The organism is Acidiphilium rubrum (assembly GCF_900156265.1).
GTDB lineage: Bacteria > Pseudomonadota > Alphaproteobacteria > Acetobacterales > Acetobacteraceae > Acidiphilium > Acidiphilium rubrum.
Window position 1 is genome coordinate 189,553 of sequence record NZ_FTNE01000003.1, and the last position, 20,798, is coordinate 210,350.

A 20,798-nucleotide genomic window follows, 5' to 3' on the forward strand; every position below is an offset into this window, starting at 1 on the left:
TTCATCCCCTCCTTCAACGTCAAAAAACTCTGGCGGAAGGGGCCATGATTTCGCGCGCCTAAATCGTTACGATAACGTAACGAAGAGCACAAAAGACAAGCAAAATTTCTATCCCTCCGATACCCCTCACACGTTCGGACGAAACCACCTTGAGCGACGACCCCACGACAAATGCCCCGACCGAGCCACCCATCCGAACCGAATAACCTTGCGCCCCACTGATCCATCCCATACAACTAGTCATCTCAAACGACCACAACGGACATCCATGAGCAACCACCCCCAAATCGCCGCCGCCGCGTTCAAGGCCAAGTGCCTCGATATTCTCGACCGCGTCGCCAATCGTGAGTTCGATACGGTCACCATCACCAAGCGGGGCCGGGTCGTTGCCATCCTCTCCCCGCCGGCTAGCGAGGCCAGCGCCGTCCACGCGCTGCATGGTTTCATGCGCGACAGCGTCATCATCCCGCACGATATCGACCTGACCGACCCGATCGCCGAAGACGATTGCGCCGCCGCCCACGGCATCTTGCACAACTGACCATGGCGGGCGCCCTGCTCGACACCTGCGCCGTCATCTGGCTCGCCAACGGCGACTCGCTATCGGCCGCGGCACGCGAAGCCATTGTGGCGGCCGGCCTCGCCGATGCCCTCCACATCTCGCCCGTCTCCGCCTGGGAAATCGGCATGCTGTCCCGCCCGAAACAAAACCGCCCTGCCCTGGAATTCCTGCCCGACCCGAAAACCTGGTTCGCCCGGCTCATGGCCGGCCCCGGCATCGTCAACGCACCCCTCACCGCCGCCATCGCCATCGACTCCTCAAACCTCGCCGACGATCTCCACGCCGACCCCGGCGATCGCCTGATCATCGCGACCGCCCGCCACCTCAACGTCCCGATCATCACCCGCGACCGCAGGATCATCGATTACGCCAAAGCCGGCGGCGTGCGCGCGATCCCCTGCTGACGCCCCTTTGACACGCACCCCCACCACCGCCATCACCCGGCCAAACGATTCGCACCTGCACCATGATTCTTATTGATCGTTCACCCGAACCCTGTATCGGAAAACCATGACAAACCGCATCAGAGCTGCCCTGTTTGCCGTGGGTTCCATCGCCATCGCCGCCGTTCTGGTGGCCGTGCTGCATCATCCCAAACCGAAACCCGCCGACGATGCCAATCCGCCGGTCATCCAGACCCCGTTCACCGCCGCCAGCCTGATCCGCGCGGGCGATCCGGTGTTCGGCAATCCGGCCGCCGCCGTCACGATCATGGATTTCTACGATATCCGCTGCCCGCCCTGCCGGCGGATGAACGTGCGGTTCAACCGGTTGATGAAGTCGGATCATGATTTCCGCTATGTGCCGGTCGACTACCCGATTCTCGGCAAGCCCAGCGTGCTCGGCACCAAGGCGCTGTTCGCGGCGGCGCTGCAACACAAATACCGGCCACTCCGACACATCCTGATGCGCCAGAAGCGCAAACCCACCTTGGCAATCCTGAAAGCGGACGCGCAAACCGCCGGGATCGACTGGCCGAGCCTGAAGGCGGCGATGAACGGGCCGGCGGTCACCGCCCGCCTCGCGGCCAATCTGGCGCGCGGCCACGGGCTTGGCTTGAAATACGTGCCGAGCTGGTACATCGGCCACCAGCGCATCATCGGCTCGATCAGCTATGCTGATCTGGTCAAAACCGTCGATCAGGCGGAGCAGCGGGAGCGTCAGGCCGGCAACGGCCAGGCCGCCGCCGCGAGCCACAAATCCTGATCAGGGTGCTGCGGGCGGCTCATCGGCGCCTCCCGCGGTCAGATGCCGGTCCACCGACAGGCGGAAATCCTCGAGCGCGACCACGGCTGAAGGATCCAGCGCCTCGACCCCAGCCATGAGTGTATCGCTCAGCTCACGAAGGGCCGAGAGCAGCGCCGTGCCCACCAGATTGCCGGACAGCACATCGGCAAAGCGCGCCGCGTGTTCGGGGTGGTTGTTGTCCTCCAGCGTCCGGATCAGGGTTTCGGCGTGTTTCTGCGGTTCATCGGTCATCGTGCATCCGTCCATGCGGTTTGGTTGGCGAGTCTCGGTGGGGTTGGCGGCGCTGTCAATCGCATTGCGGCTTGGGGCGCCATACGCGTCAACATATAGTAGGGCGGAACCGTGTTGCGCACAGATGTAGTGGCAAAACGCCGGTCCAACCAAAAAATGCAATTGCCGAACCGCCCATACCGGTCCATAAGATATGCATAGAGTCGATCATCAAAACCAGCGCGGTCCGGGACCGTCCCTCTGCTTTGCCGTGCGCGTCACGTCGGCTCGGGGACCACTCCCTCGCCTTGACCTCGCTTTGCCTCAAAGGATAACCGCATGTCCGCCATCATCACCCCGCCGCCGACCCCGATCGTCCTGCCAACCAAGTTCGATCTGCTGACGGAAAACCCGGTCTACAAGCCGTTCCGCTACCCCTGGGCCTACGAGGCCTGGCTGACCCAACAGCGCGTGCATTGGCTGCCGGAGGAGGTGCCTCTCGCCGATGACGTCAAGGATTGGCACAAAAACCTCACCGCCGGCGAGCGCAATCTGCTCACCCAGATTTTCCGCTTCTTCACCCAGGCAGATGTCGAGGTGAATAATTGCTACATGAAGCACTACAGCCAGGTCTTCAAACCGACCGAAGTGCTGATGATGCTCTCGGCCTTCTCTAACATCGAGACGGTGCACATCGCCGCCTATTCGCATCTGCTCGATACGGTGGGCATGCCCGAGCTCGAATACTCCGCCTTCATGAAATACAAGGAAATGAAGGACAAATACGACTACATGCACGGCTTCCGGGTCGACAACAAACATGAAATCGCCAAGACCCTGGCGGCGTTCGGCGCCTTTACCGAGGGGTTGCAGCTGTTCGCCTCCTTCGCGATCCTGCTGAACTTCCCGCGCTTCAACAAAATGAAGGGCATGGGCCAGATCATTTCCTGGTCGGTGCGCGACGAGAGCCTGCACTGCCTGTCGATCATCCGGCTGTTCCGCACCTTCATTTCAGAAAACCCCGAAATCTGGACCGAGGAACTGCGCCGCGAGCTGTATTTGAGCTGTGCCACCATCGTCGATCACGAGGATGCGTTCATCGATCTGGCGTTCGAATTCGGCGCGATCGAGGGTATCAATGGCGCCGAGGTGAAGCGCTATATCCGCTTCATCGCCGACCGCCGCTTGCAGCAGCTTGGCCTCAACCCGTTGTTCCATGTTGAGAAAAACCCGCTGCCCTGGCTCGATGAAATGCTCAACGCGGTGGAACACGCCAATTTCTTCGAGAATCGGGCGACCGAATACAGCAAGGCCTCGACCACCGGATCGTGGGAGGAAGCCTTTTCCGATTTCGTGTTCACCTCGCCCGAACCACCGCTGATCGTTGCGGTTTGATCGATCGTGACGAACCGCCAATTCTGTTGACGCGCGCAATCATCTCGCCCGCGGCTCCGCCCCGCGTGCGAGATTATTCGCATACTTGGCGTTAGGTCTTGTCAAAAATGAGAGAGTGTGGCTTTATATCAAAGACGAGTAGTTTCAAAAATAAGAAATCGCCATGAACTGCGTTGTGCGTACAACACTATTCCTTTGTATGGCGTTTTTTGTTGGCAATAGACGTGTTTGAGCATAGCCAAATGTTAGAAAACCGGTAAGATGACTTGTAGTTCATCTTTTGATCGGAATACCCGCAGTGACAGATGAGGATACCATCGACCAGTTCGCCGACGACGTTGTCAAGGCTGATAAGACCCAGTCGCGGTACAGCCGGCGCCTGTCCGACAAGATATTGATCGCGTTTCACCACGCCTGCGACCAGGACGATTACGAAATCGCCGAGCAGTTGTTGGTCATTCTCGAGCACATGCTGACGCGCCGCAGCCCTAACAGCGATGCCAACCGGCGCAAGAGTATCGAGAGCCTGGTGGCCGCGCACGAGCGTCTGTGGCACCTGCGCCATCCGGAACAGAAATACGCCTAACCCTGCGCGGTGACGTCCCGCAGCAGCGGCCCGAAACCGCGACGGTGATGCGCGGTGATCCCAAGTGACATGATTGCCGTGCGGTGCGCTTGCGTGCCGTAACCCGCGTTACGCGCCCAGCCAAAGCCGGGGTGGCGCTGATCCAGCCGCACCATCAACCGGTCGCGCGCAAGTTTCGCCGCGATCGAGGCCGCGGCGATCGAGAGTGAAATCCCATCGCCGCCGATCAACGCCGAACAATTCATCGGCAGCGATGGCGTCATCGTGCCATCGACCAGCACATGGTCCGGCCGCACGGTCAGGCGTGCCACCGCCCGTCGCATCGCGAGCAGGCTCGCCTGCAAAATATTCAACCGCGCAATCTCGGCAACCGACGCCGCGCCGAGCGCGATGATGGCGCCCGAGTCGATCAGCGCGGCCAGCGCCATGGCCCGCCGCGCGGCCGATAATCGTTTGGAATCATCGATCAACCGGATGATCATCGCATCAAGATCGAGCGGCAGAATCGCCGCGGCCGCTAGCACCGGGCCGGCCAGCGGTCCGCGCCCGACCTCGTCCACCCCTGCCACGATCCCGCCGCAGCGCAATTCATGGCTGAAATCAGGCATGCGGCTCGATGCGCGATGAGCGGCGCGCGGCCGCGACGGGCGCGGCATTTGCCTCGAGCAAAGCGACCAGACCGGCGATGATCCTTCCCGGCGATGGCGGGCAACCGGCGATCAGCAGATCGACCGGAACGATCCGCTCGGCACCGCCCAGCACGGTCGGCGCACCCTTGAACACGCCGCCATCGACCGCGCAATCCCCCACCGCGACCACGAAGCGCGGCGGTGCCATTGCACCCAGCGTGCGGGTGACCGCATCGGCCATCGTGGTGGTGACGACGCCGGTGATCAGCAGCACATCGGCTTCGCGCGGATCATCGACCAGCGTGATGCCGTAGCGGGTCAGCCCGGCCCGCAGCGCCACGGCACCCGCCAGCGAAATTTCGCACCCGCCGCAACTGCCTGCATCGACATGGCGCACCGCCAGGCTGCGGCCAAGCCTTGTGATGCCGGCATCCGCCAGGCGCGCCGCCAGTGAACTCACCGCCGCTTCATCCATCGATCGCCCCCACCGACAGGCCATAACACGCGATCAGCACGGCTGCCGCTTGGGGATCGAGCCCGACCACGCCGGCTTCGAGCGCCGGCAGCAGCCGCGCGGATGGGTCGATCGCGACACAATCGCGGATCTGGCCATCGAGCAGGTCGATCCAGTGATACACCATGCCCCGCGCGCTTTCGGCGGCCCCCAGCGCCGTGCCGGTGCCGGCGGGCAGAGCCGCGGCGATGATGCCTTCGGGCACCACCGCGAGGTCCGCACGCACCGATGCAGCAAGCGCGCGGATCGAGCGTGCCCGCGCCTGCGCGATGCCAGCGGCCGGCCCCAGGTCGCGCCGCACCCGCCCCCAGGCGAACGCCCGCACCACCAGGGAAGCGCGGTCCAGCGCGGCAAGCAGGGACGCAACGGCATCGCCGCGCAGATCGAGCGCGAGCCCGCCGGGCACCACGATATCCATCATGAGCCGATGGCCGAACGCCTCGCCCAGCGCCACGGCGCTCTGTTCACGCGCCTGACCGAGCAGGGTCGCGAACCGCGCATCACCCGCCGCCGCCACCGCCGCCGCCAGCGCGGCGAGATCGGCGGTCATTCGCTCGACCGCCACCATGATCGCGCGCAGCGCCACCGCCCGCGGCGGTGCCACGGCACCGCTCGCCGCCTCCGCCGCGCGGGCAAACGCGACCGCATGCGCGACCGTGGCATCGCCGGCGATGCGAGCGGCGAACCGTGCGGCAACCCGGGGCGATTTGCCGCGCATCAGCCCCGCGATGCCGCGATGGGCGTAGCCGAGCCGGTGTTCCAGGCGGAGAATCCGCGTGTCGTCCGTGCTGAAACACCCCATGCTGAAGCGCCCCATGCTGAAGCGCCCCATGCTGAAACGCCGGTGCACCGGGCTTGCGATCCGCCCGGCAACCGGGCCGGCGCCGATCTGATAGAAGCCTTCGCCCGCGGTTTCGATGAAGCGCGGCCAGGCGGCATCGGTGCCGGCGGCCCCTTGGGCGATCGCCGGGCGGCGGTCGGTGGCACCTTCGGCGGTGGCACCGGTCTGGTCGAACGCCAGCCGTTCGAACCAGGCGGCCTGGGGAAACCCTGTGGCGATCGAAGGATAGGCGTTGGCGATCAATTCGGTCGCCAGCAGCAGCGGCGCCGATCCATCGGTGAACAGCGCATGCACCCGCCCGCCCGAGACGAATAGGCCGACAAACCCCAGCCGGGCGTCGCCGGCCGCGAGGCTGCGCCAGGTGGCGGCATCCAGCATCACGGCCGTACCCGGCGGGGCCGCCGACGCGATCGCAACGTCGAGTGCGGGGTTCATGCGGGCAGCGCGATCAGCCAGGGCAGCAGCCCCAGCGCGGCGGCGGCGAGCAACAGCAGCGCGGCGGGCACCGCGCGGCGCGCCGGCGGCATGGTGAACCGAGCCGGCGGCTGGCGTGCCAGCGCGATCGCCGCGGTCAGCACCACCGCCGCCAGCACCACCCCACCCAGCCCGATATCAAGGCGGAAAGCGGCGCGCAGCACGGCGACATCCCCGGCGAACGCGCCGAACGGCGGCAGGGCGAGCAGCGCGATCAGGCCGGCGGATGCGAAGGTGCCGCCGGCGAGGCGCGCGAGCGCGATGGTCACCAGGATCAGCAGCGCCCCGTCGGTCGCGCCCAGACCGAAGCCGAGCGATGCGACGCCGAGTTGCACGCAACCCGCCGCCTCCAGCACCGCGCCGCGCCGGATCAGCCCGATCAGCCCGGCCAGAACCAGTACGCCGCCGCCGGCGATCAACAACGTGGGCACCGCAACCGCCTGCACCAGCATCACCACCAGGCAGCCGATCGCCGCGGCGACGCCGAGCCGGATCGCGAAGCGGCGCGGCGCCAGCCAGATCAGGATCAAGCCCAGCACGCCGGCCTTGATGATCCAGGTGAGCAGCCCGACCGGCCAGGTGGCGGCGAGACCGGCATCGGCCATCGGCACGGGCGCGATCATATCGAGCACGATGGCCAGCAGCACGATGCGGCGCAGCATCGCCTCGATCCGAAACAGCGCGCGTTCCGGCCCGGCGTAATCGGCCGGATCGTCGAGCTCGTAGCAGCCGAGCGTGAGCGCCAGCGCGATGCCGGCGAGCAGCACCAGCGCCGTGTTCGCGGGTGTCGCCGCGAGCAGGCCGCCGATCGCATCCAGCCGGTCGCTGCCCGCCCGCACCGCCAGCGCGCCGAGCACGACCAGCCAGACCACGAGGCCGATTGCCAGCCGCAGCGCCGCCCCCGCCGCCCGCGCGCCGCGCCCACCCTCCCCCGATTCGAGCCATGCGGCCAGGCGCGCGCCCAGCGCCAGGGCGAGTAGTCCGGCCAGCAGCGGCACGGTCGCGAGCGGTGCGGTGATCAGGCCGAAGGCAAAGCCGGGCACCACCAGCAAGGCGGCACCGCTCGCGGTCACCGCGATGACCGGCCACGCGGGATAGAGCGGCGAGGCGAACCCCGGCCGCAGGCGGCGTTTGCGGCTGAGTTTGACCAGATCATCCCAGGCCTGCCGCCACCGGGGCGGTGCCACACCATCGTGCACCGCCCGCAGGACCGGCGCGAGCAGCGCCAGCGCGGCCGCCATGCCGAGCAGCGCGGCAATATCGATCAGCGTCGCAATCAGGCGGCTCAGCAGCATCATGGCCGGAACGGCACGGCGAGCCAGCGGCCGGCGCGGCAGGCCCAGCGCCAGGCGGGTTGCGCGCGGGGCGGCAGGCGCAGCGCGCCGGCAAACCCGGTCGCGGTGATCTGAGTCGTCGGATCGCCGAACGGCAGCCAGGCCGGCGAGCGGGCGAAACCATCGTCATACGCCGGCACGTCGACCGGGCCGGCCCGCAGCAGGAACCACCGCGCGCCGAGCGCCAGCGCGGCCATGGCGAGGCCAAGCCCGAGCCGCGCCGGATCGGCCAGCGCAAAGATCGCGCCACCGAGCAGCAATGCTGCGAGTGCGACCAATACCGGCCGCGCCGCATCCTCGGCCGCCGCGGCGCGCAGGCTGCGCGGCCGGCCGAGTGCGATGGCCGCGAACGCGCGCAGCACGGCAAATCCCATCAAGGCGAACCACAGCGCCAGCACCACGATCGCGGTCCAGGCACCGGCACCGATCGCGGCACGCCACGCCGCGCTGAACGCGACAAACCCCGGTCCGGGCGGCAACATGGCGGCGAAGGCGAGGCCGCCGCCCATCAGCAAGGCAAAGCGCGGCATGCCGCGCGCGATGCCGCCCAGCCAGTCGAGCGCGCTGGTGCCGGTTGCCTCGGTCAGCGTCGCGGCGGCGATGCCGAGCACCGGGGCGATCAGCGCGTTCGCGATCATCGCCGCCACCGCCGCCGGCGCGGCGCCGAGGCCGAGCGACAGCAGCGCCAGCCCGGCGAACCCCAGGGCCGTGGCGCGGGCGAGGCCGGCCAGCGTGTTTGCGCGCGCCGCCCATAGCCCGCCGCCGAGTAGCGCCGCCCCGCCCGCCAAGGCGAAGACCGGATCGAGCGCCGGCGCATCGAGCGCCACCGTGACCAGGACCGACGGCACCGCGGCCAGCGCGAAAGCGCCACCCTGGCGGCCCCACAGCGCGAGCAGCAGCGCGATGCCCCCCCAGAAGACCGCGCCCAACGCTGAACCGTACGGGCCGAGCGCCAGCACCGCCAGCACGCTCGCGACGATCAGCGCGTATAAACCTGGCTTGGGTCGCCCCGCCGCCGTGATGGTGGCGGCGGCGGCGAGCAGCAGCGGCGCGAGCAGTGCGGCCCGCAGCGGATCGACCGCGAAATCTGCCACATCGAACCCGGCGCCGCCGAACCAGGGCAGCGCCGCCTGCATCGGCGCAAGGCCGAACAGCGCGACCGCCGCCATGCCGAGCGCGCCGGCGAACGCCAGACCGGCAACGCCGCCGGCCACGGCGGCCGGCATCGCAGCCATGACGCGTGATTGCTCAGAGGGTCGGGCCATGCCCCGGCATAGCAGGCCGGGCCGATTCGCCCACCACCACGGTCACGCCGATGCGCGCTTCTGCACCCGCCGCGCGATCACCAAACCGACCAGGATCGCCAGATCGATCGCCACGAATGCCGCAGCACTGATCCGCAGCGTGCTGAAATTGGCATCGAGCACCAGCCACGGGTTGATCCCCGAGTTGAGCTTGTACCAGAGCGCCTCGCCCAGCGCCGTGATCATCACGCTCGCGACCGCCAGGATCACGATGCCTGGGAGCGAGCGGCGGAACCCTGGCGCACTCGCGCGCCATAGCATCAGCCACACGAACAGCCCGGCCGGCACCATCGCCACCCCGACCTCGACCTTCTGGGTCAGGAAAAAATGCCACAGCGACAGGATCGCGACCGGATAGATCAGCCGGTGCAGCGCCTTCCATTTTTTGCCCAGCCGCGCCATCGCCGCATCGGTCGAGGTGACCGAGAGCGCGATGAACCCGACCGTCGCGATCGTGCCGAGAATGAGGTAGAATACCGTCAGCATCTGGCTGACCACGAAGCCGAGCGCGAACCCCTCGTCCCACGCGTAGAGCACGATATGCGCGATCGTGTAGAACGCCGCCGCGAGCCCGAGCATGCGCCGCAGCATCACCACGCGCGGCCAGTCGAACAGCGCGCGCGCCGGCGTGACCGCGAGGGACAGGATCAAGAAGCGGATCGCCCAGAACCCGGTTTCCAGCATGGCGTGATGCACCGGCCGGCTGCCCAGGTCATCGGTGCGCCACTGCCAGAGAATGAACGGCGTCGGCGCGATGCAGAGCAGCAGCGTGATCAGCTTCAGCCAGGAAAACCGCCCGGCCGGCGTGCGCCAGGGGACTGCGAAGACAGAGGGGCAGCGCTTGGTTGTGGTGCTCATGTGGGTCTCATGTGTTTACGCATCTACGCTGGCAAATGGGGCGACAGGCAAAAGTAAGGCTTCTTTTTTAAAAAAAAGAAGCAAAAAACTTTTTGTCCTGTGGGCGCCGCGGCGCTGTGGCTTGACCGGGGTGGCTTGGGGCTTGCATATATTGACCATGAATGGGTGCTGCATCCGGCGCGTGAGCGGACGAATTATCGGGCCGGCCCTGAGCTAAGGGCCGGGTCACACACCTGTTTCCTCTCCTCCGGAGCTTGCCATGAACGATAGCGTCCCCGCCGAGCGCGATTACCGCGCCACCGTGTTTCTGCCCCGCACCGCATTCCCGATGCGCGGCGACCTGCCCAAACGCGAACCCGAAGCACTCGCCCGCTGGGAGGCGATGGGTCTGTTCGTCCGCCTGCGCGCCGATGCCGCCGGCCGCACCCCCTTCATCCTGCACGACGGCCCGCCCTACGCCAACGGCAATCTGCACATCGGCCACGCGCTGAACAAAATCCACAAGGATGTGATCAACCGCGCCCGCCAGATGGCCGGGTTCGATGCCGATTACGTGCCGGGCTGGGATTGCCACGGCCTGCCGATCGAATGGATGGTCGAACAACAATACCGCAAAGCCGGCAAAAACAAGGACGAAGTGCCGGTGCTCGACTTCCGCGCCGAATGCCGCGCCTACGCCGCCAAATGGCTCGACATCCAGGCCGCCGAGTTCAAACGCCTCGGCATCGAAGGCAATTGGGCGCAACGCTACGCGACGATGGATTTTTCATCCGAAGCGGCGATCGCCGCCGAGATCCATAAATTCGCGGCGAACGGCGCGCTCTATCGTGGCCTGCGGCCGGTGATGTGGAGCCCGGTGGAAAAGACCGCGTTGGCCGAGGCCGAGGTTGAGTATAAGGATCGGACGGATACGGCGATCTGGGTGCGGTTTCCGATCATCGCCGGTGAATTCGCCGGCAGCGCCATCGTGATCTGGACCACCACGCCCTGGACCATTCCGGGTAACCGCGCAATCGCCGCCGGCGCAAGCTTCGACTATGCGCTGATCGACGTCGATGCGGTCGGCGAAACCAGCCACGCGCGGGTCGGCGACAAATTGTTCGTCGCAGTCGATCTGCTTGATAAATTCACAACCGAAACCGGCATCGTCGGTCATACGCAGCGCCGCATCGTGACCGGTGCCGATCTGGTGGACGTGGTCTGCGCCCATCCGTTGCGTGGACAGGGCTATGAGTTCGATGTGCCGATGCTGCTGGGCGATTTCGTCACCACCGAAGCCGGCACCGGTTTCGTCCACATGGCGCCTGCCCATGGCGAGGACGACTTTTTCCTCTGCCGCGAACACGGCATCGATGTGCCCGAGACGGTCAACGACGATGGCACCTATGCCGCCGATGTGCCGCTGTTTGCCGGCCAGCATGTCTACAAAGTGGCCGACAATGTCTGCCGCGCCCTGGAAGACGCCGGCGCGTTGCTCAAACGCGAGGAGTTCCTCCATTCCTACCCGCATTCCTGGCGCTCGAAAGCGCCGCTGATCTACCTCGCGCGGCCCAACTGGTTCATCCGGATGGATGGCGAGGAGCACATCCGCGACAAGGCGCTGGCAGCGCTCGATGCGACACAGTTCGTGCCGGATGCCGGGCGCAACCGCATCCGCTCGATGGTGGAATCCCGGCCGGACTGGTGCATTTCGCGCCAGCGCGCCTGGGGCGTGCCGATCGCGCTGTTCATGCGCAAATCGGACAAATCGATCCTGAACGATCCGGCAGTGTTCGCCCGCACCCGCGCCCTGTTCGAGGCCGCAGGGGCGGACGCCTGGTACGCCCGGCCTGCCGCCGATTTCCTTGGCAACGGCTATAACCCGGATGATTACGAACAGGTGTTCGACATCGTCGATGTCTGGTTCGAGAGCGGCTCGACCCATGCCTTCGTGCTCGAAGCGCGCGGCATGCCCTGGCCGGCCGATTTGTACCTCGAAGGGTCGGATCAGCATCGCGGCTGGTTTCAGGCCTCGCTGCTCGAAGCGGTCGGCACGCGCGGCGTGGCACCGTTCAAGGCGATCGTCACCGATGGCTTCGTGCTCGACGAGCAGGGCCGCAAAATGTCGAAATCGCTCGGCAACGTCACCGCGCCGCAGGAGGTGATCGACCTGTACGGCGCCGATATTCTGCGCCTTTGGGTGATGAATTCGGACGTGCACAACGATCTGCGGATCGGCAAGGAAATCCTCAAGCAGCAGGCCGATCTGTATCGCCGCATCCGCAACACGCTGCGCTGGATTCTGGGCGGGCTGGAGGGTTATTCCGAGGCGGAAATACTCGATCGCGCGGCGATGCCCGAGCTCGAGCAATACATGCTGCACAAACTCGCCGAGCTCGATGCGATGCTGCGCCGCGCCGTCGCCACGCACGACTGGACCGGCGTGTATCCGGCGATCCATCAATTCTGCAACAACGATCTCTCGGCGTTTTATTTCGATATCCGCAAGGATGCGCTCTATTGCGACGTGAAGCTCGATGCCGAGGGTCGGCAGCTTGCCCAGAGCGAAACAAGGCGCGCCTGCCGGACCGTGCTGGATATTCTGCACCGCTGCCTGACCACATGGCTCGCGCCGGTGCTGCCGTTCACCGCCGATGAGGCATGGCGGGCACGATTCGGTGAGGATGAGTGCGTGCATCTGGCGCAGTTTCCGCCGGTGCCGGCGGAGTGGCGCGATGACGCGCTCGATGCCGGCTGGGCGGAAATCCGGGCGGTGCGCAAGCTCGCGAACACCCAATTGGAGGAGGCACGACGCAGCGGCGACATCGCTTCCTCGTTGCAGGCCTGCATCAGCATCACCCTCGCGGTCGATGCGCCGATCGCGTTGCAGAGCGTCAATTGGGCGGAACTGCTGATCACCTCGGCGGCCGAAACCATGATCGCGACCGATGAGGCCGGCGCCGGTGCGGCGGCACCGTTGCGCGCGCCGCCGAAAGTCACGATCGCGCCAGGGACCAAATGCGCGCGCTGCTGGCAGGTCTTGCCGGAAGTGGGCGAGGATCAGGCTCACCCAACCCTGTGCCGCCGCTGCTGCGAGTATGTCGGATGAACCGCCGCCTTGCCGGCGTGGTGATGGCGCTGGTCGTCCTGCTGGCTGATCAGGCGTCGAAATACTGGGTGCTGTACGGTCTCGACCTGCCGCAGCGCGCGGTCGTGCGGATCCTGCCGGTGCTGAATTTCGCGATGGTATGGAACCACGGCGTCACCTTCGGGATTCTGGCGGGCGATAACGCCACGCTGCTGCTCATCGTGGTGGCCGCGGTCGCGGTGATCGCGCTGGCGGTCTGGCTGTGGCGGGCGGTGCATCTGACGACGACGCTGGCGGTGGGCGCGATCATCGGCGGGGCGATCGGCAATATTATTTCGCGGGTGCAGTACGGCGCGGTGGTCGATTTCATCGATGCGCATATCGGCGCCTATCATTGGTATGTATTCAATGTCGCGGATGCCGCGATCGTCTGCGGTGTCGGGACGTTGATTCTCGACTCGATGCTCCGTCGTGAGCCCGCCGCTCCCTTGCCCACCGGGGCGCGCGGCGATAAGGAGGCGTCATGATCCGCACACGCAAATCGGCCGCGCCGTTGACCCTTGCCGCCATCGCCACCATCGCGACACTGGCGCTCGCCGGGTGCAGCGATGCCTCGAAAACCTTCGGGCTCGAGGTCACCCCGCCCGATGCCTACGATGTCGCGACCGAGGCACCGCTGTCGATGCCACCCGATCTCGCGCTGCCGACGCCGCAGCCCGGCGCGCCCCGGCCGCAGCAGGTCTCCGCATCGCAGCAGGCCGAGGACGTGCTCTCGCCGCAGACGGCACTCGCCAATGGCGATGCCAGCATGGGCCCCGGCCAGCAGGCCTTGTTGCAGGAGGCCGGACCGACGCCACCGTCCGGGATTCGGACCATCGTCAATCACCAGGCCGAGCTTGAAAGCCGCAGCCCGGGTTTTGTGTCCTCGCTGATGTCGCTCGGCGGCGGCAAGCCGGGCGATCAGGTGGTCAATGCCTCGGCCGAGCAGCGGCGCCTGCAGGAAAATGCCGCCCTCGGCACGCCGGCGACTTCGGGTGCCACGCCGCAGCAGAGTGCCACACCGTCCAAGGGCATCATCGGGCGGATTCTCAACATTTTCTGAGCCGTCCGCATGTGAGCCTTGACGCAGCGCCGGTTGCACGCAGCTGAACAACTTGCATATCGGTTGGCATGTCCGACTCCATGAAGCCTTCGACCGGCCCGGCCGCACCATCCGCCGGCCTGGTCACCCTGTACGCCGTCGCGGCCGGCGCGGTGGTGGCCAATTTATATTATGCCCAACCGCTGGTCGGGTTGATCGCGCCCGCGCTGCATCTGCCCAAGCCAATCGCGAGCCTGTTGGTGACCTTCACCCAGCTTGGCTATGCGAGCGGGCTGTTGCTGCTGGTGCCGCTGGGCGATCTGGTCGAGAACCGAGCGCTCAGTACCCGGTTGATCGGCGGTTCGGTCGTCGCCCTCGCGCTGGCCGCCACCGCCTGGACCTGGCCGATCTTTCTGGCCGCCGCCCTGCTGATCGGCCTGTGTTCGAGTGCGGTGCAGATATTGGTGCCGATGATCGCGACGCTGACGCCGGATGCCACGCGTGGCCGGGTGGTCGGCAACGTGATGGGCGGGCTGGTGTTCGGCATTCTGCTGGCCCGGCCGGTGGCGAGCCTGATCGCCTATGCGGTGGGCTGGCGCGCGGTGTTCGGCCTCTCGGCGCTGGGCATGGCCGCGCTGTTTCTGGTGCTGCGCCGTAAGTTGCCGCACGTCGCGCCGAAGGCGCGGGCGGGGTATTTTTCGCTCATTCTCAGCATGTTCAAACTCTACGCGACCGAGCCGACCCTGCGGCGGCGGGCGGCCTATCAATGCGCGGCGTTCGGCGTGTTCAGCCTGTATTGGACGGCGGTGCCGATCTATCTGACCGAGCGGTTCCACTACACGCAATTCGGCATCGCGGTGTTCGCGCTGGTCGGTGCTGCGGGGGCGATTTCAGCGCCTTTGGCCGGCCGGCTGGCCGATGCGGGCTATGGCAGGGTGGGTAGCGCGGTTTCGCTCGCGCTGGTGCTGGCCTCGTTCGGGGTCTCGGCGCTGGGTGCGGCGCTGCACAGCGTGGTGCTGCTGGCGCTGGCGGGCGTTGCGCTCGATTTCGGCGTGCAGGCGAACAACGTGCTCGGCCAGCGCGCGATCTATGCGCTGGCGCCGGAGCTGCGGGCGCGGCTGAATGGCGCGTATATGGCGGCGTTCTTTGTCGGCGGCGCGACCGGCTCGGCGGTGGCGAGTGCCCTGCTGATCCGCGGCGGCTGGACGCTGGTCGCCCTGGTCGGCGCGGCGGCCCCTGCCCTCGCGCTGAGCTATTTCATCCTGAACGAAATCCGGCGGCGGCGCGCGGCGTTTGCCTGACGCCGGCCGCCGCCGCGCGGCTTGATCGCTAGCGCGCCGCACCGCGGATGAAGGCGGCGCTGTCATCGAGCGTCTGGCGGCCTTCCGGCACGAAACTGTGAAACATCGGCCAGACATGCGGCACCACCGGCCAGATTCGCAGCAGGCTTACCACACCGGCGGCGCGGGCCTTTTCGTCGAACCGCACGCTGTCGTCGCGCAGAACCTCGTTGGCGCCGACATGGATCATCAGCGGCGGCAAGCCGGCAAGATCGCCATACAGCGGCGAGGCGTGCGGCGTGCGTGGATCGGCGTCGCCGAGGTACATTTTTGCCCCGTCGGCGATTTTGGTGCCGATGATCATCGGGTCGCGCCCCTCGTTCTCGATCGCGCTGGCACCGGTGCCGGCCAGATCGGTCCAGGGCGAGAACACCACGGCGCGCGCCGGCATCGGCAGGCCGGCCTGCTTCGCCGCGAGCAGCACGGCGAGCGCCAGGCCGCCGCCGGCGGAATCGCCTGCGATCGCGAAGCGTTCCGGCACCACGCCCTGGTCGAGCAGGCCGCGATAGGCGGCCAGACCATCATCGACCGCCGCAGGATAGCGGTGTTCGGGGGCGAGCCGATAATTGGCGGCGTACACGCGAACGCCGCGCCGGGCGAGCGCGCCGGTGATCGGGCGGTGGGTTTCGGCCGAACAGACCAGATAGGCGCCGCCGTGAAAATACAGCACAGTCATCGCCGGGCGGGCACCCTCGGCCGGTTCGACCCACTCGCCCGGCACGCCGCCGATCACCGCCTCGGTATAGCGCACGCCGCGCGGCACCGGCATCGGTGATTTGAAGGCGCGGCGGACGGTTTCAGGATCGGCGCTGCCGGAGAGCTTGCGCTTGACCTGATAGCGCAGGACCGGATTGAGCAGATGAGCGGCAAGACTGGCCATGGCGACTCCTTGAGGTCAACGGCGGGACGGTATCACGGTTTGGCGGTTACCAGATCTTGAGGTCTGGCGAGCCGGCGCTGGATCACGCTCCAGGCGCGCACCGGCATCAGGCGGCTCAGCGTATCGATCGCATAGGCATCCGCGCCGATCAGCACGCGCGGCGCGCCGCGCTCCACCCCATCGAGAATGACGCGCGCGGCGGTCTCCGGCGGGGTCTTCAACGAGACCTCGAACGCCTTGATGCCGGCGGCGCCAACGGCCGGATCGATCCGCGCCGCCAGCCGCGCGGCGCGGGCGATGTTGGTGCGGATGCCGCCGGGATGCACGATCGTGACGCCGATGTTGGTATCCGCCAACTCATGGCGGAGCGATTCACCAAAGCCGCGGATGGCGAATTTCGAGGTGGCATAGGCCGTCTGCCAGGGCGGCCCGACCAGGCCGAACACCGATGAGAGAAACACGATCCGTCTGGGTTCGCCGCCGCCATTGCGCAGGACCGGCAGCATGGCGCGGGTGAGCCGCACCGCCGCCCAGAAATTGATGTCCATCAGCCAGGCGAATTCGGCCTCGTCCATCTGTTCGAACGCGCCGACGAGGGCGACGCCGGCATTGTTGATCAGCAGGGCGGGTGCCGCGTGGCTGGCGGCGATCGCGTCTGGCAACGCCGTGATGGCGGCGGCATCGGCGAGATCGGCGACATGGGTTGACACGGTGGCACCGAACAGCCGTGCTTGTTCGGCGATGCGCGCGAGACCTTCGGCATCACGGTCGATCAGCGCCAGATCGGCGCCGCGCGCCGCCAGCGCCAAGGCAAGTGCCGCGCCGATACCGCTGGCGGCACCGGTGAGCACCGCGACCTTGCCGTTTACCCTCATGCGCATCGGCGAACTCCCTGTGGTTTGGACATCGTTAACCCAACGGCTTTACATGGTCGCATGCCGATCCGACTCCTAGCCCCCGCCACCATCAACCGAATCGCTGCCGGCGAAGTGATCGAACGGCCGGCCGCCGCGGTCAAGGAACTGGTCGAGAACGCGCTGGATGCCGGGGCGCGGCGGATTGCCGTGCGAATCGACGGCGGCGGCATCGCGCGGATCGAGGTGACCGACGATGGCGGCGGGATTCCCGAAACGGAGCTGGCACTCGCGATCACCCGGCACGCGACCTCCAAACTGACCGATGAGGCGCTGGTACGGATCGCGACACTCGGGTTCCGCGGCGAGGCGCTGCCCTCGATCGGGGCGGCGGCGCGGCTGACCCTGGTGTCACGCCCGCGCGGCCAGGATGCGGCGGCGCGGATCGCGGTGGCGGGCGGCGCGGTGAGCGAAATTACGCCGGTGGCGGCACCGTTCGGCACCAGCGCGATCGTGGAAGATTTGTTCTATGCGACGCCGGCGCGGCGGAAATTCCTGCGCTCCGTGGCATCGGAAACCACCGCCTGCGCCGATGCGGTGCGGCATCTGGCGCTGGCGGCGGCGGATGTCGCGTTCGCGCTGAGCATCGATGGGACCACCAGTTTTGACGTGCCCGCGCAGGATCGGCGGGCGCGGGTGGCGGCGCTGTACGGGCGCGGCGATGCCGAGGCGCTGGTCGCGCTTGAGGCGGTACGCGAGGATATCACGATCAGCGGCTTCATCTCGCCCGCCAGCGTAACGCGCGCGACGGCGCGGCATCAGCACATGATGGTCAACGCGCGGCCGGTGCGCGACCCGCTGCTGCGGCTGGCGCTGCGCGTGGCGTATCGCGATGTGATTCCGGCCGGGCGGCATCCGCTGGCCGCACTCTGGCTCGACATTCCGCCCGAGCAACTCGATGTCAACGTGCATCCGGCGAAATCCGAACTGCGGTTCGCAGCGCCGGATGCGGTGCGCAGCCTGCTGATCGGTGCGGTGCAGCGGCATCTGGCGACGCCGGCCGGGGTTGCCGCCGCACCGGCGCTGCGCCTGGGCGGTGGCGGGCGGGCAAGTTGGAGCTATCCGGTGCCGGCCAGTGCGGCGGCGCGCGGCTTTGCCGAGGCGGAGACGGCGCTGGCGTTCGATCTGCCGCCGAGCCTGCGGCGGCCGGCACCGGCGGCGCCGATCGGTGCGTTTCCGCTCGGCACGCCGCTCGCGCAGCTGTTCGATACCTACATTTTGTCGCGGATCGCGGATGGGTCGCTGGTCCTGATCGACCAGCACGCGGCGCATGAGCGGTTGACCGAATTGCGCCTGCGCGCCGAGCGCGATGCTGGCGGGATTGCCAGCCAGGGCCTGCTGTCGCCGGTGCCGCTCGATATGGCGGATGACGATGTCGCGCGGCTGATGGCCAGTGCCGCGACGCTCGCGCAACTTGGCGTGATGGTCGAAGGCTTCGGCGCCGGTGCCGTGTTGATCCGCGCCATTCCGGCGGCCTTGGGCAACGCCGATCCACGGGCGCTGGTGCGCGACATTGCCGATGCGCTTGCCGATACGGGGATGGCGGGCCCGCTGGAAGGGCGGCTCGATGCCATGCTCATCCGCATCGCGTGCCACCGTTCGATCCGCGCCGGGCGGCGGTTGGCGTTCGAGGAAATGGCGGCGCTGCTGCGGGCGATGGAAGCCACGCCGCTGTCGCAGACCTGCCCGCACGGGCGCCCGACCGTGCTGAAACTCACGCGCGGCGATCTGGAGCGGATGTTCGGGCGGGCCGGCTAGGCGGGATTGCGCGACGGCGCCGAACTTGGTTTGATCAGGGATGGACAACGAACCCAATATCCGATTTGCCGATATCACTGCCCCGACGCCGGACCGTGCGAGCCTCGCGCGCGATTACGCCGCGATCAACGCGCTGTTCGACGATGGCGAGATTGCCGAGGCGGCGGCGCGGTTCGATCGGTTGCGGCGCGAGATCGGGACGTGGGGAGCCCTCGTCGAACTGCGGTTTCAGCAGAATACCGACGATGCCGGGGCGAAGGCGGCGCTCGATTATCGGGATGAATTGCTGCCGGCGGCGCAGAACCACGAAACCGCGTTCAAGCAGCGCATGCTGGATCACGATGACCGGACCGCGGTCGTGCATGCGGTGGGTGCCCATGCGGTCGCGTTGTGGGACCTCGATATCGGGATTTTCCGCCCCGAGATCGAGGCCGATCTGGAGCAGGAGGCCAAACTCGCGGCGCGCTACACCGAACTGACCGCCTCGGTGCAGATCGAGATCGATGGCAAGACGGTGAATTACGAGGGGATGGCACCGTTCCGGGAACATATCGATCGTGCGCTGCGCCATGAGGCCGAGCAGAAGATCGATGCGTTCTTTGGACAGAATGCCGACGAGCTGGACCAGATTTATGACGATCTGGTGAAGTTGCGCCACGGGATGGCGCGCAAACTCGGCTATGAGAATTTCATTCCGCTCGCCTACAAGCGGATGCGCCGGCTGGATTACGGGCCCGATGAGGTCGCCCGGTATCGCGATGCGATTGCGACGCATGTGACGCCGCTGGTCGGGCAAATCATGGAACAGCGGCGCGCGGCATTCGGCTGGGACAAGGTGTTCGCCTGGGACGAACGCATCGTCGATCCGCTCGGCAACCCGACGCCGCTGGGTGGGCATGATGAGTTGGTTGCGGCCGGTCAGGCGATGTATGACCGGATGGACCCGGAGATTGCCCGGTTTTATGAGGCGATGAACCAGGGTGGGTTTCTCGATCTGAAGAACCGGCCGGCCAAGGGCAACGGCGGGTTCTGCACCAGTTTCGATACCGTCGGCATGCCGTTCATTTTTGCCAATTTCGTCGGGACCAGCGGTGATATCGACGTGCTGACGCACGAGATGGGCCATGCGTTTCAGTATTTTTCCAGCCGGGCTCTGCCCAGCGTCGATTATGTCTGGCCGGGGAGTGAGACAGCCGAGATTCACTCGATGAGTTTCGAGCTACTGACGTATCCCCATGCCGGTCTGTTGGTAGGCGAGGCCGCGGCGGAGCGTTATCGGCGGATGCACTTGGTCAGTGTTTTGCAGACCCTGCCGCGGATCGCATGCCTCGATCACTTCCAGCACGAAATCTACGCCAAGCCCGCGATGACCCCGGCGGAACGCCGCGCAACATGGCGGCGGCTCGAACATCATTACATGCCGTGGCGCGATTACGGCGATCTGGCCCATGGTGCAGATGGTGGGTGGTGGCAGCAGGTGCTGCATTTATATCTGATACCGTTCTACATGATCGATTACGCGCTGGCGCAATGCTGCGCCCTGCAATTCTGGACACGGTCGCGCAAGAATTACGCGGTGGCGCTCGCGGATTACATCGCGCTGTGCCGGCGTGGTGGGTCGGCACCATTTCTCGAGCTGGTGGCATCGGCGGGGTTGATCTCGCCGTTCGCGCCGGGGGCGCTCGAAACATCGGTCGCGGAAGTGGCGAAGGCCTTGCGGTCGGACTGATCGAAACGGATTAAATTACCGTCAATTCCCTCGGTTTACTTCATACCTGCCTAAAATTGCCACGGTTCCAGGGC

20 protein-coding genes are annotated in these 20,798 nt (G+C 66.6%); 11 read left to right on the top strand and 9 right to left on the bottom strand.

Translation table 11 applies throughout. The annotated features are described in order from the left end of the window. Window positions 1-268: 268 nt before the first annotated feature. From BW994_RS03820 to BW994_RS03830, 3 genes are all read left to right on the top strand, one after another. Window positions 269-541, top strand: coding sequence for a type II toxin-antitoxin system Phd/YefM family antitoxin (locus tag BW994_RS03820; RefSeq protein WP_029312823.1), 273 nt, complete (start codon window positions 269-271; stop codon window positions 539-541). 2 nt (window positions 542-543) lie between these two features. Then, window positions 544-966, top strand: a complete 423-nt coding sequence (locus tag BW994_RS03825) for a type II toxin-antitoxin system VapC family toxin (protein ID WP_029312822.1) — start codon at window positions 544-546, stop codon at window positions 964-966. A gap of 106 nt (window positions 967-1,072) precedes the next feature. Further along, window positions 1,073-1,768, top strand: a complete 696-nt coding sequence (locus tag BW994_RS03830; RefSeq protein ID WP_029312821.1) for a DsbA family protein — start codon at window positions 1,073-1,075, stop codon at window positions 1,766-1,768. Here BW994_RS03830 and BW994_RS03835 read toward each other — a convergent pair whose 3' ends face one another. Continuing rightward, a complete protein-coding gene (locus tag BW994_RS03835) occupies window positions 1,769-2,041 on the bottom strand; it encodes a hypothetical protein (RefSeq protein ID WP_029312820.1) in 273 nt (90 codons plus the stop codon). It abuts the gene before it with no gap. Window positions 2,042-2,359: 318 nt separating this feature from the next. Here BW994_RS03835 and BW994_RS03840 point away from each other — a divergent pair, with 318 nt between their 5' ends. Both BW994_RS03840 and BW994_RS03845 read left to right on the top strand, forming a co-directional pair. Beyond that, the gene (locus BW994_RS03840; RefSeq protein ID WP_029312819.1) at window positions 2,360-3,415 is read left to right on the top strand and encodes a ribonucleotide-diphosphate reductase subunit beta; all 1,056 of its coding nucleotides are present in this window, start codon (window positions 2,360-2,362) and stop codon (window positions 3,413-3,415) included. Between the two features lie 316 nt (window positions 3,416-3,731). Beyond that, on the top strand, window positions 3,732-4,001 hold the full coding sequence (locus BW994_RS03845; protein WP_175612083.1) for a hypothetical protein: 270 nt from the start codon (window positions 3,732-3,734) through the stop codon (window positions 3,999-4,001). On the opposite strand, the gene BW994_RS03850 is transcribed toward BW994_RS03845, so the two are convergent. From BW994_RS03850 to BW994_RS03875, 6 genes are read right to left on the bottom strand one after another with little or no spacing between them, the layout of a single operon-like run. Beyond that, window positions 3,998-4,609, bottom strand: coding sequence for a ribonuclease HII (locus BW994_RS03850; protein ID WP_029312817.1), 612 nt, complete (start codon window positions 4,607-4,609; stop codon window positions 3,998-4,000). The two genes, BW994_RS03845 and BW994_RS03850, sit on opposite strands and share 4 nt — an antisense overlap. Then, complete coding sequence (locus BW994_RS03855) at window positions 4,602-5,105, bottom strand: NADH-quinone oxidoreductase subunit B family protein (RefSeq protein WP_029312816.1); 504 nt, start codon at window positions 5,103-5,105, stop codon at window positions 4,602-4,604. Before BW994_RS03855 ends, BW994_RS03850 begins: the two co-directional genes overlap by 8 nt. Further along, window positions 5,098-6,420, bottom strand: a complete 1,323-nt coding sequence (locus BW994_RS03860; protein ID WP_076454373.1) for a nickel-dependent hydrogenase large subunit — start codon at window positions 6,418-6,420, stop codon at window positions 5,098-5,100. Before BW994_RS03860 ends, BW994_RS03855 begins: the two co-directional genes overlap by 8 nt. Then, window positions 6,417-7,757 carry a hypothetical protein gene (locus BW994_RS03865; protein WP_029312814.1) on the bottom strand — a complete coding sequence of 447 codons (1,341 nt, stop codon included), beginning with the start codon at window positions 7,755-7,757 and terminating at the stop codon, window positions 6,417-6,419. The genes BW994_RS03860 and BW994_RS03865 overlap by 4 nt, the downstream gene beginning before the upstream one ends. Continuing rightward, window positions 7,754-9,058 (bottom strand): hypothetical protein, encoded by a 1,305-nt coding sequence (locus BW994_RS03870; RefSeq protein WP_217696431.1) that lies wholly within the window; start codon window positions 9,056-9,058, stop codon window positions 7,754-7,756. Before BW994_RS03870 ends, BW994_RS03865 begins: the two co-directional genes overlap by 4 nt. Window positions 9,059-9,100: 42 nt before the next feature. Beyond that, the gene (locus tag BW994_RS03875; RefSeq protein WP_029312812.1) at window positions 9,101-9,955 is read right to left on the bottom strand and encodes a protein-methionine-sulfoxide reductase heme-binding subunit MsrQ; all 855 of its coding nucleotides are present in this window, start codon (window positions 9,953-9,955) and stop codon (window positions 9,101-9,103) included. Window positions 9,956-10,214: 259 nt separating this feature from the next. On the opposite strand from BW994_RS03875, the gene ileS reads away from it, so the two are divergent. The 4 genes from ileS to BW994_RS03895 all read left to right on the top strand — a co-directional run bounded on the left by ileS (window position 10,215) and on the right by BW994_RS03895 (window position 15,404). Continuing rightward, window positions 10,215-13,043 carry an isoleucine--tRNA ligase gene (gene ileS / locus BW994_RS03880; protein WP_029312811.1) on the top strand — a complete coding sequence of 943 codons (2,829 nt, stop codon included), beginning with the start codon at window positions 10,215-10,217 and terminating at the stop codon, window positions 13,041-13,043. Further along, window positions 13,040-13,549: a signal peptidase II gene (gene lspA, locus BW994_RS03885; protein ID WP_029312810.1), complete on the top strand. Its 510-nt coding sequence runs from the start codon at window positions 13,040-13,042 to the stop codon at window positions 13,547-13,549. Before ileS ends, lspA begins: the two co-directional genes overlap by 4 nt. Then, window positions 13,546-14,124 (top strand): DUF3035 domain-containing protein, encoded by a 579-nt coding sequence (locus BW994_RS03890; RefSeq protein WP_029312809.1) that lies wholly within the window; start codon window positions 13,546-13,548, stop codon window positions 14,122-14,124. Before lspA ends, BW994_RS03890 begins: the two co-directional genes overlap by 4 nt. 68 nt (window positions 14,125-14,192) lie before the next feature. Continuing rightward, window positions 14,193-15,404 carry an MFS transporter gene (locus BW994_RS03895; protein ID WP_035229612.1) on the top strand — a complete coding sequence of 404 codons (1,212 nt, stop codon included), beginning with the start codon at window positions 14,193-14,195 and terminating at the stop codon, window positions 15,402-15,404. Window positions 15,405-15,432: 28 nt separating this feature from the next. Here BW994_RS03895 and BW994_RS03900 read toward each other — a convergent pair whose 3' ends face one another. Both BW994_RS03900 and BW994_RS03905 read right to left on the bottom strand, forming a co-directional pair. After that, window positions 15,433-16,323, bottom strand: a complete 891-nt coding sequence (locus BW994_RS03900) for an alpha/beta hydrolase (RefSeq protein WP_029312807.1) — start codon at window positions 16,321-16,323, stop codon at window positions 15,433-15,435. 32 nt (window positions 16,324-16,355) lie between these two features. Then, on the bottom strand, window positions 16,356-17,204 hold the full coding sequence (locus BW994_RS03905) for an SDR family NAD(P)-dependent oxidoreductase (protein WP_029312806.1): 849 nt from the start codon (window positions 17,202-17,204) through the stop codon (window positions 16,356-16,358). Window positions 17,205-17,258: 54 nt separating this feature from the next. On the opposite strand from BW994_RS03905, the gene mutL reads away from it, so the two are divergent. Both mutL and BW994_RS03915 read left to right on the top strand, forming a co-directional pair. After that, the gene (mutL, locus tag BW994_RS03910) at window positions 17,259-18,995 is read left to right on the top strand and encodes a DNA mismatch repair endonuclease MutL (RefSeq protein ID WP_029312805.1); all 1,737 of its coding nucleotides are present in this window, start codon (window positions 17,259-17,261) and stop codon (window positions 18,993-18,995) included. A gap of 40 nt (window positions 18,996-19,035) precedes the next feature. Further along, window positions 19,036-20,724, top strand: a complete 1,689-nt coding sequence (locus BW994_RS03915; protein ID WP_029312804.1) for a M3 family oligoendopeptidase — start codon at window positions 19,036-19,038, stop codon at window positions 20,722-20,724. The last annotated feature ends 74 nt before the right edge of the window (window positions 20,725-20,798 follow it).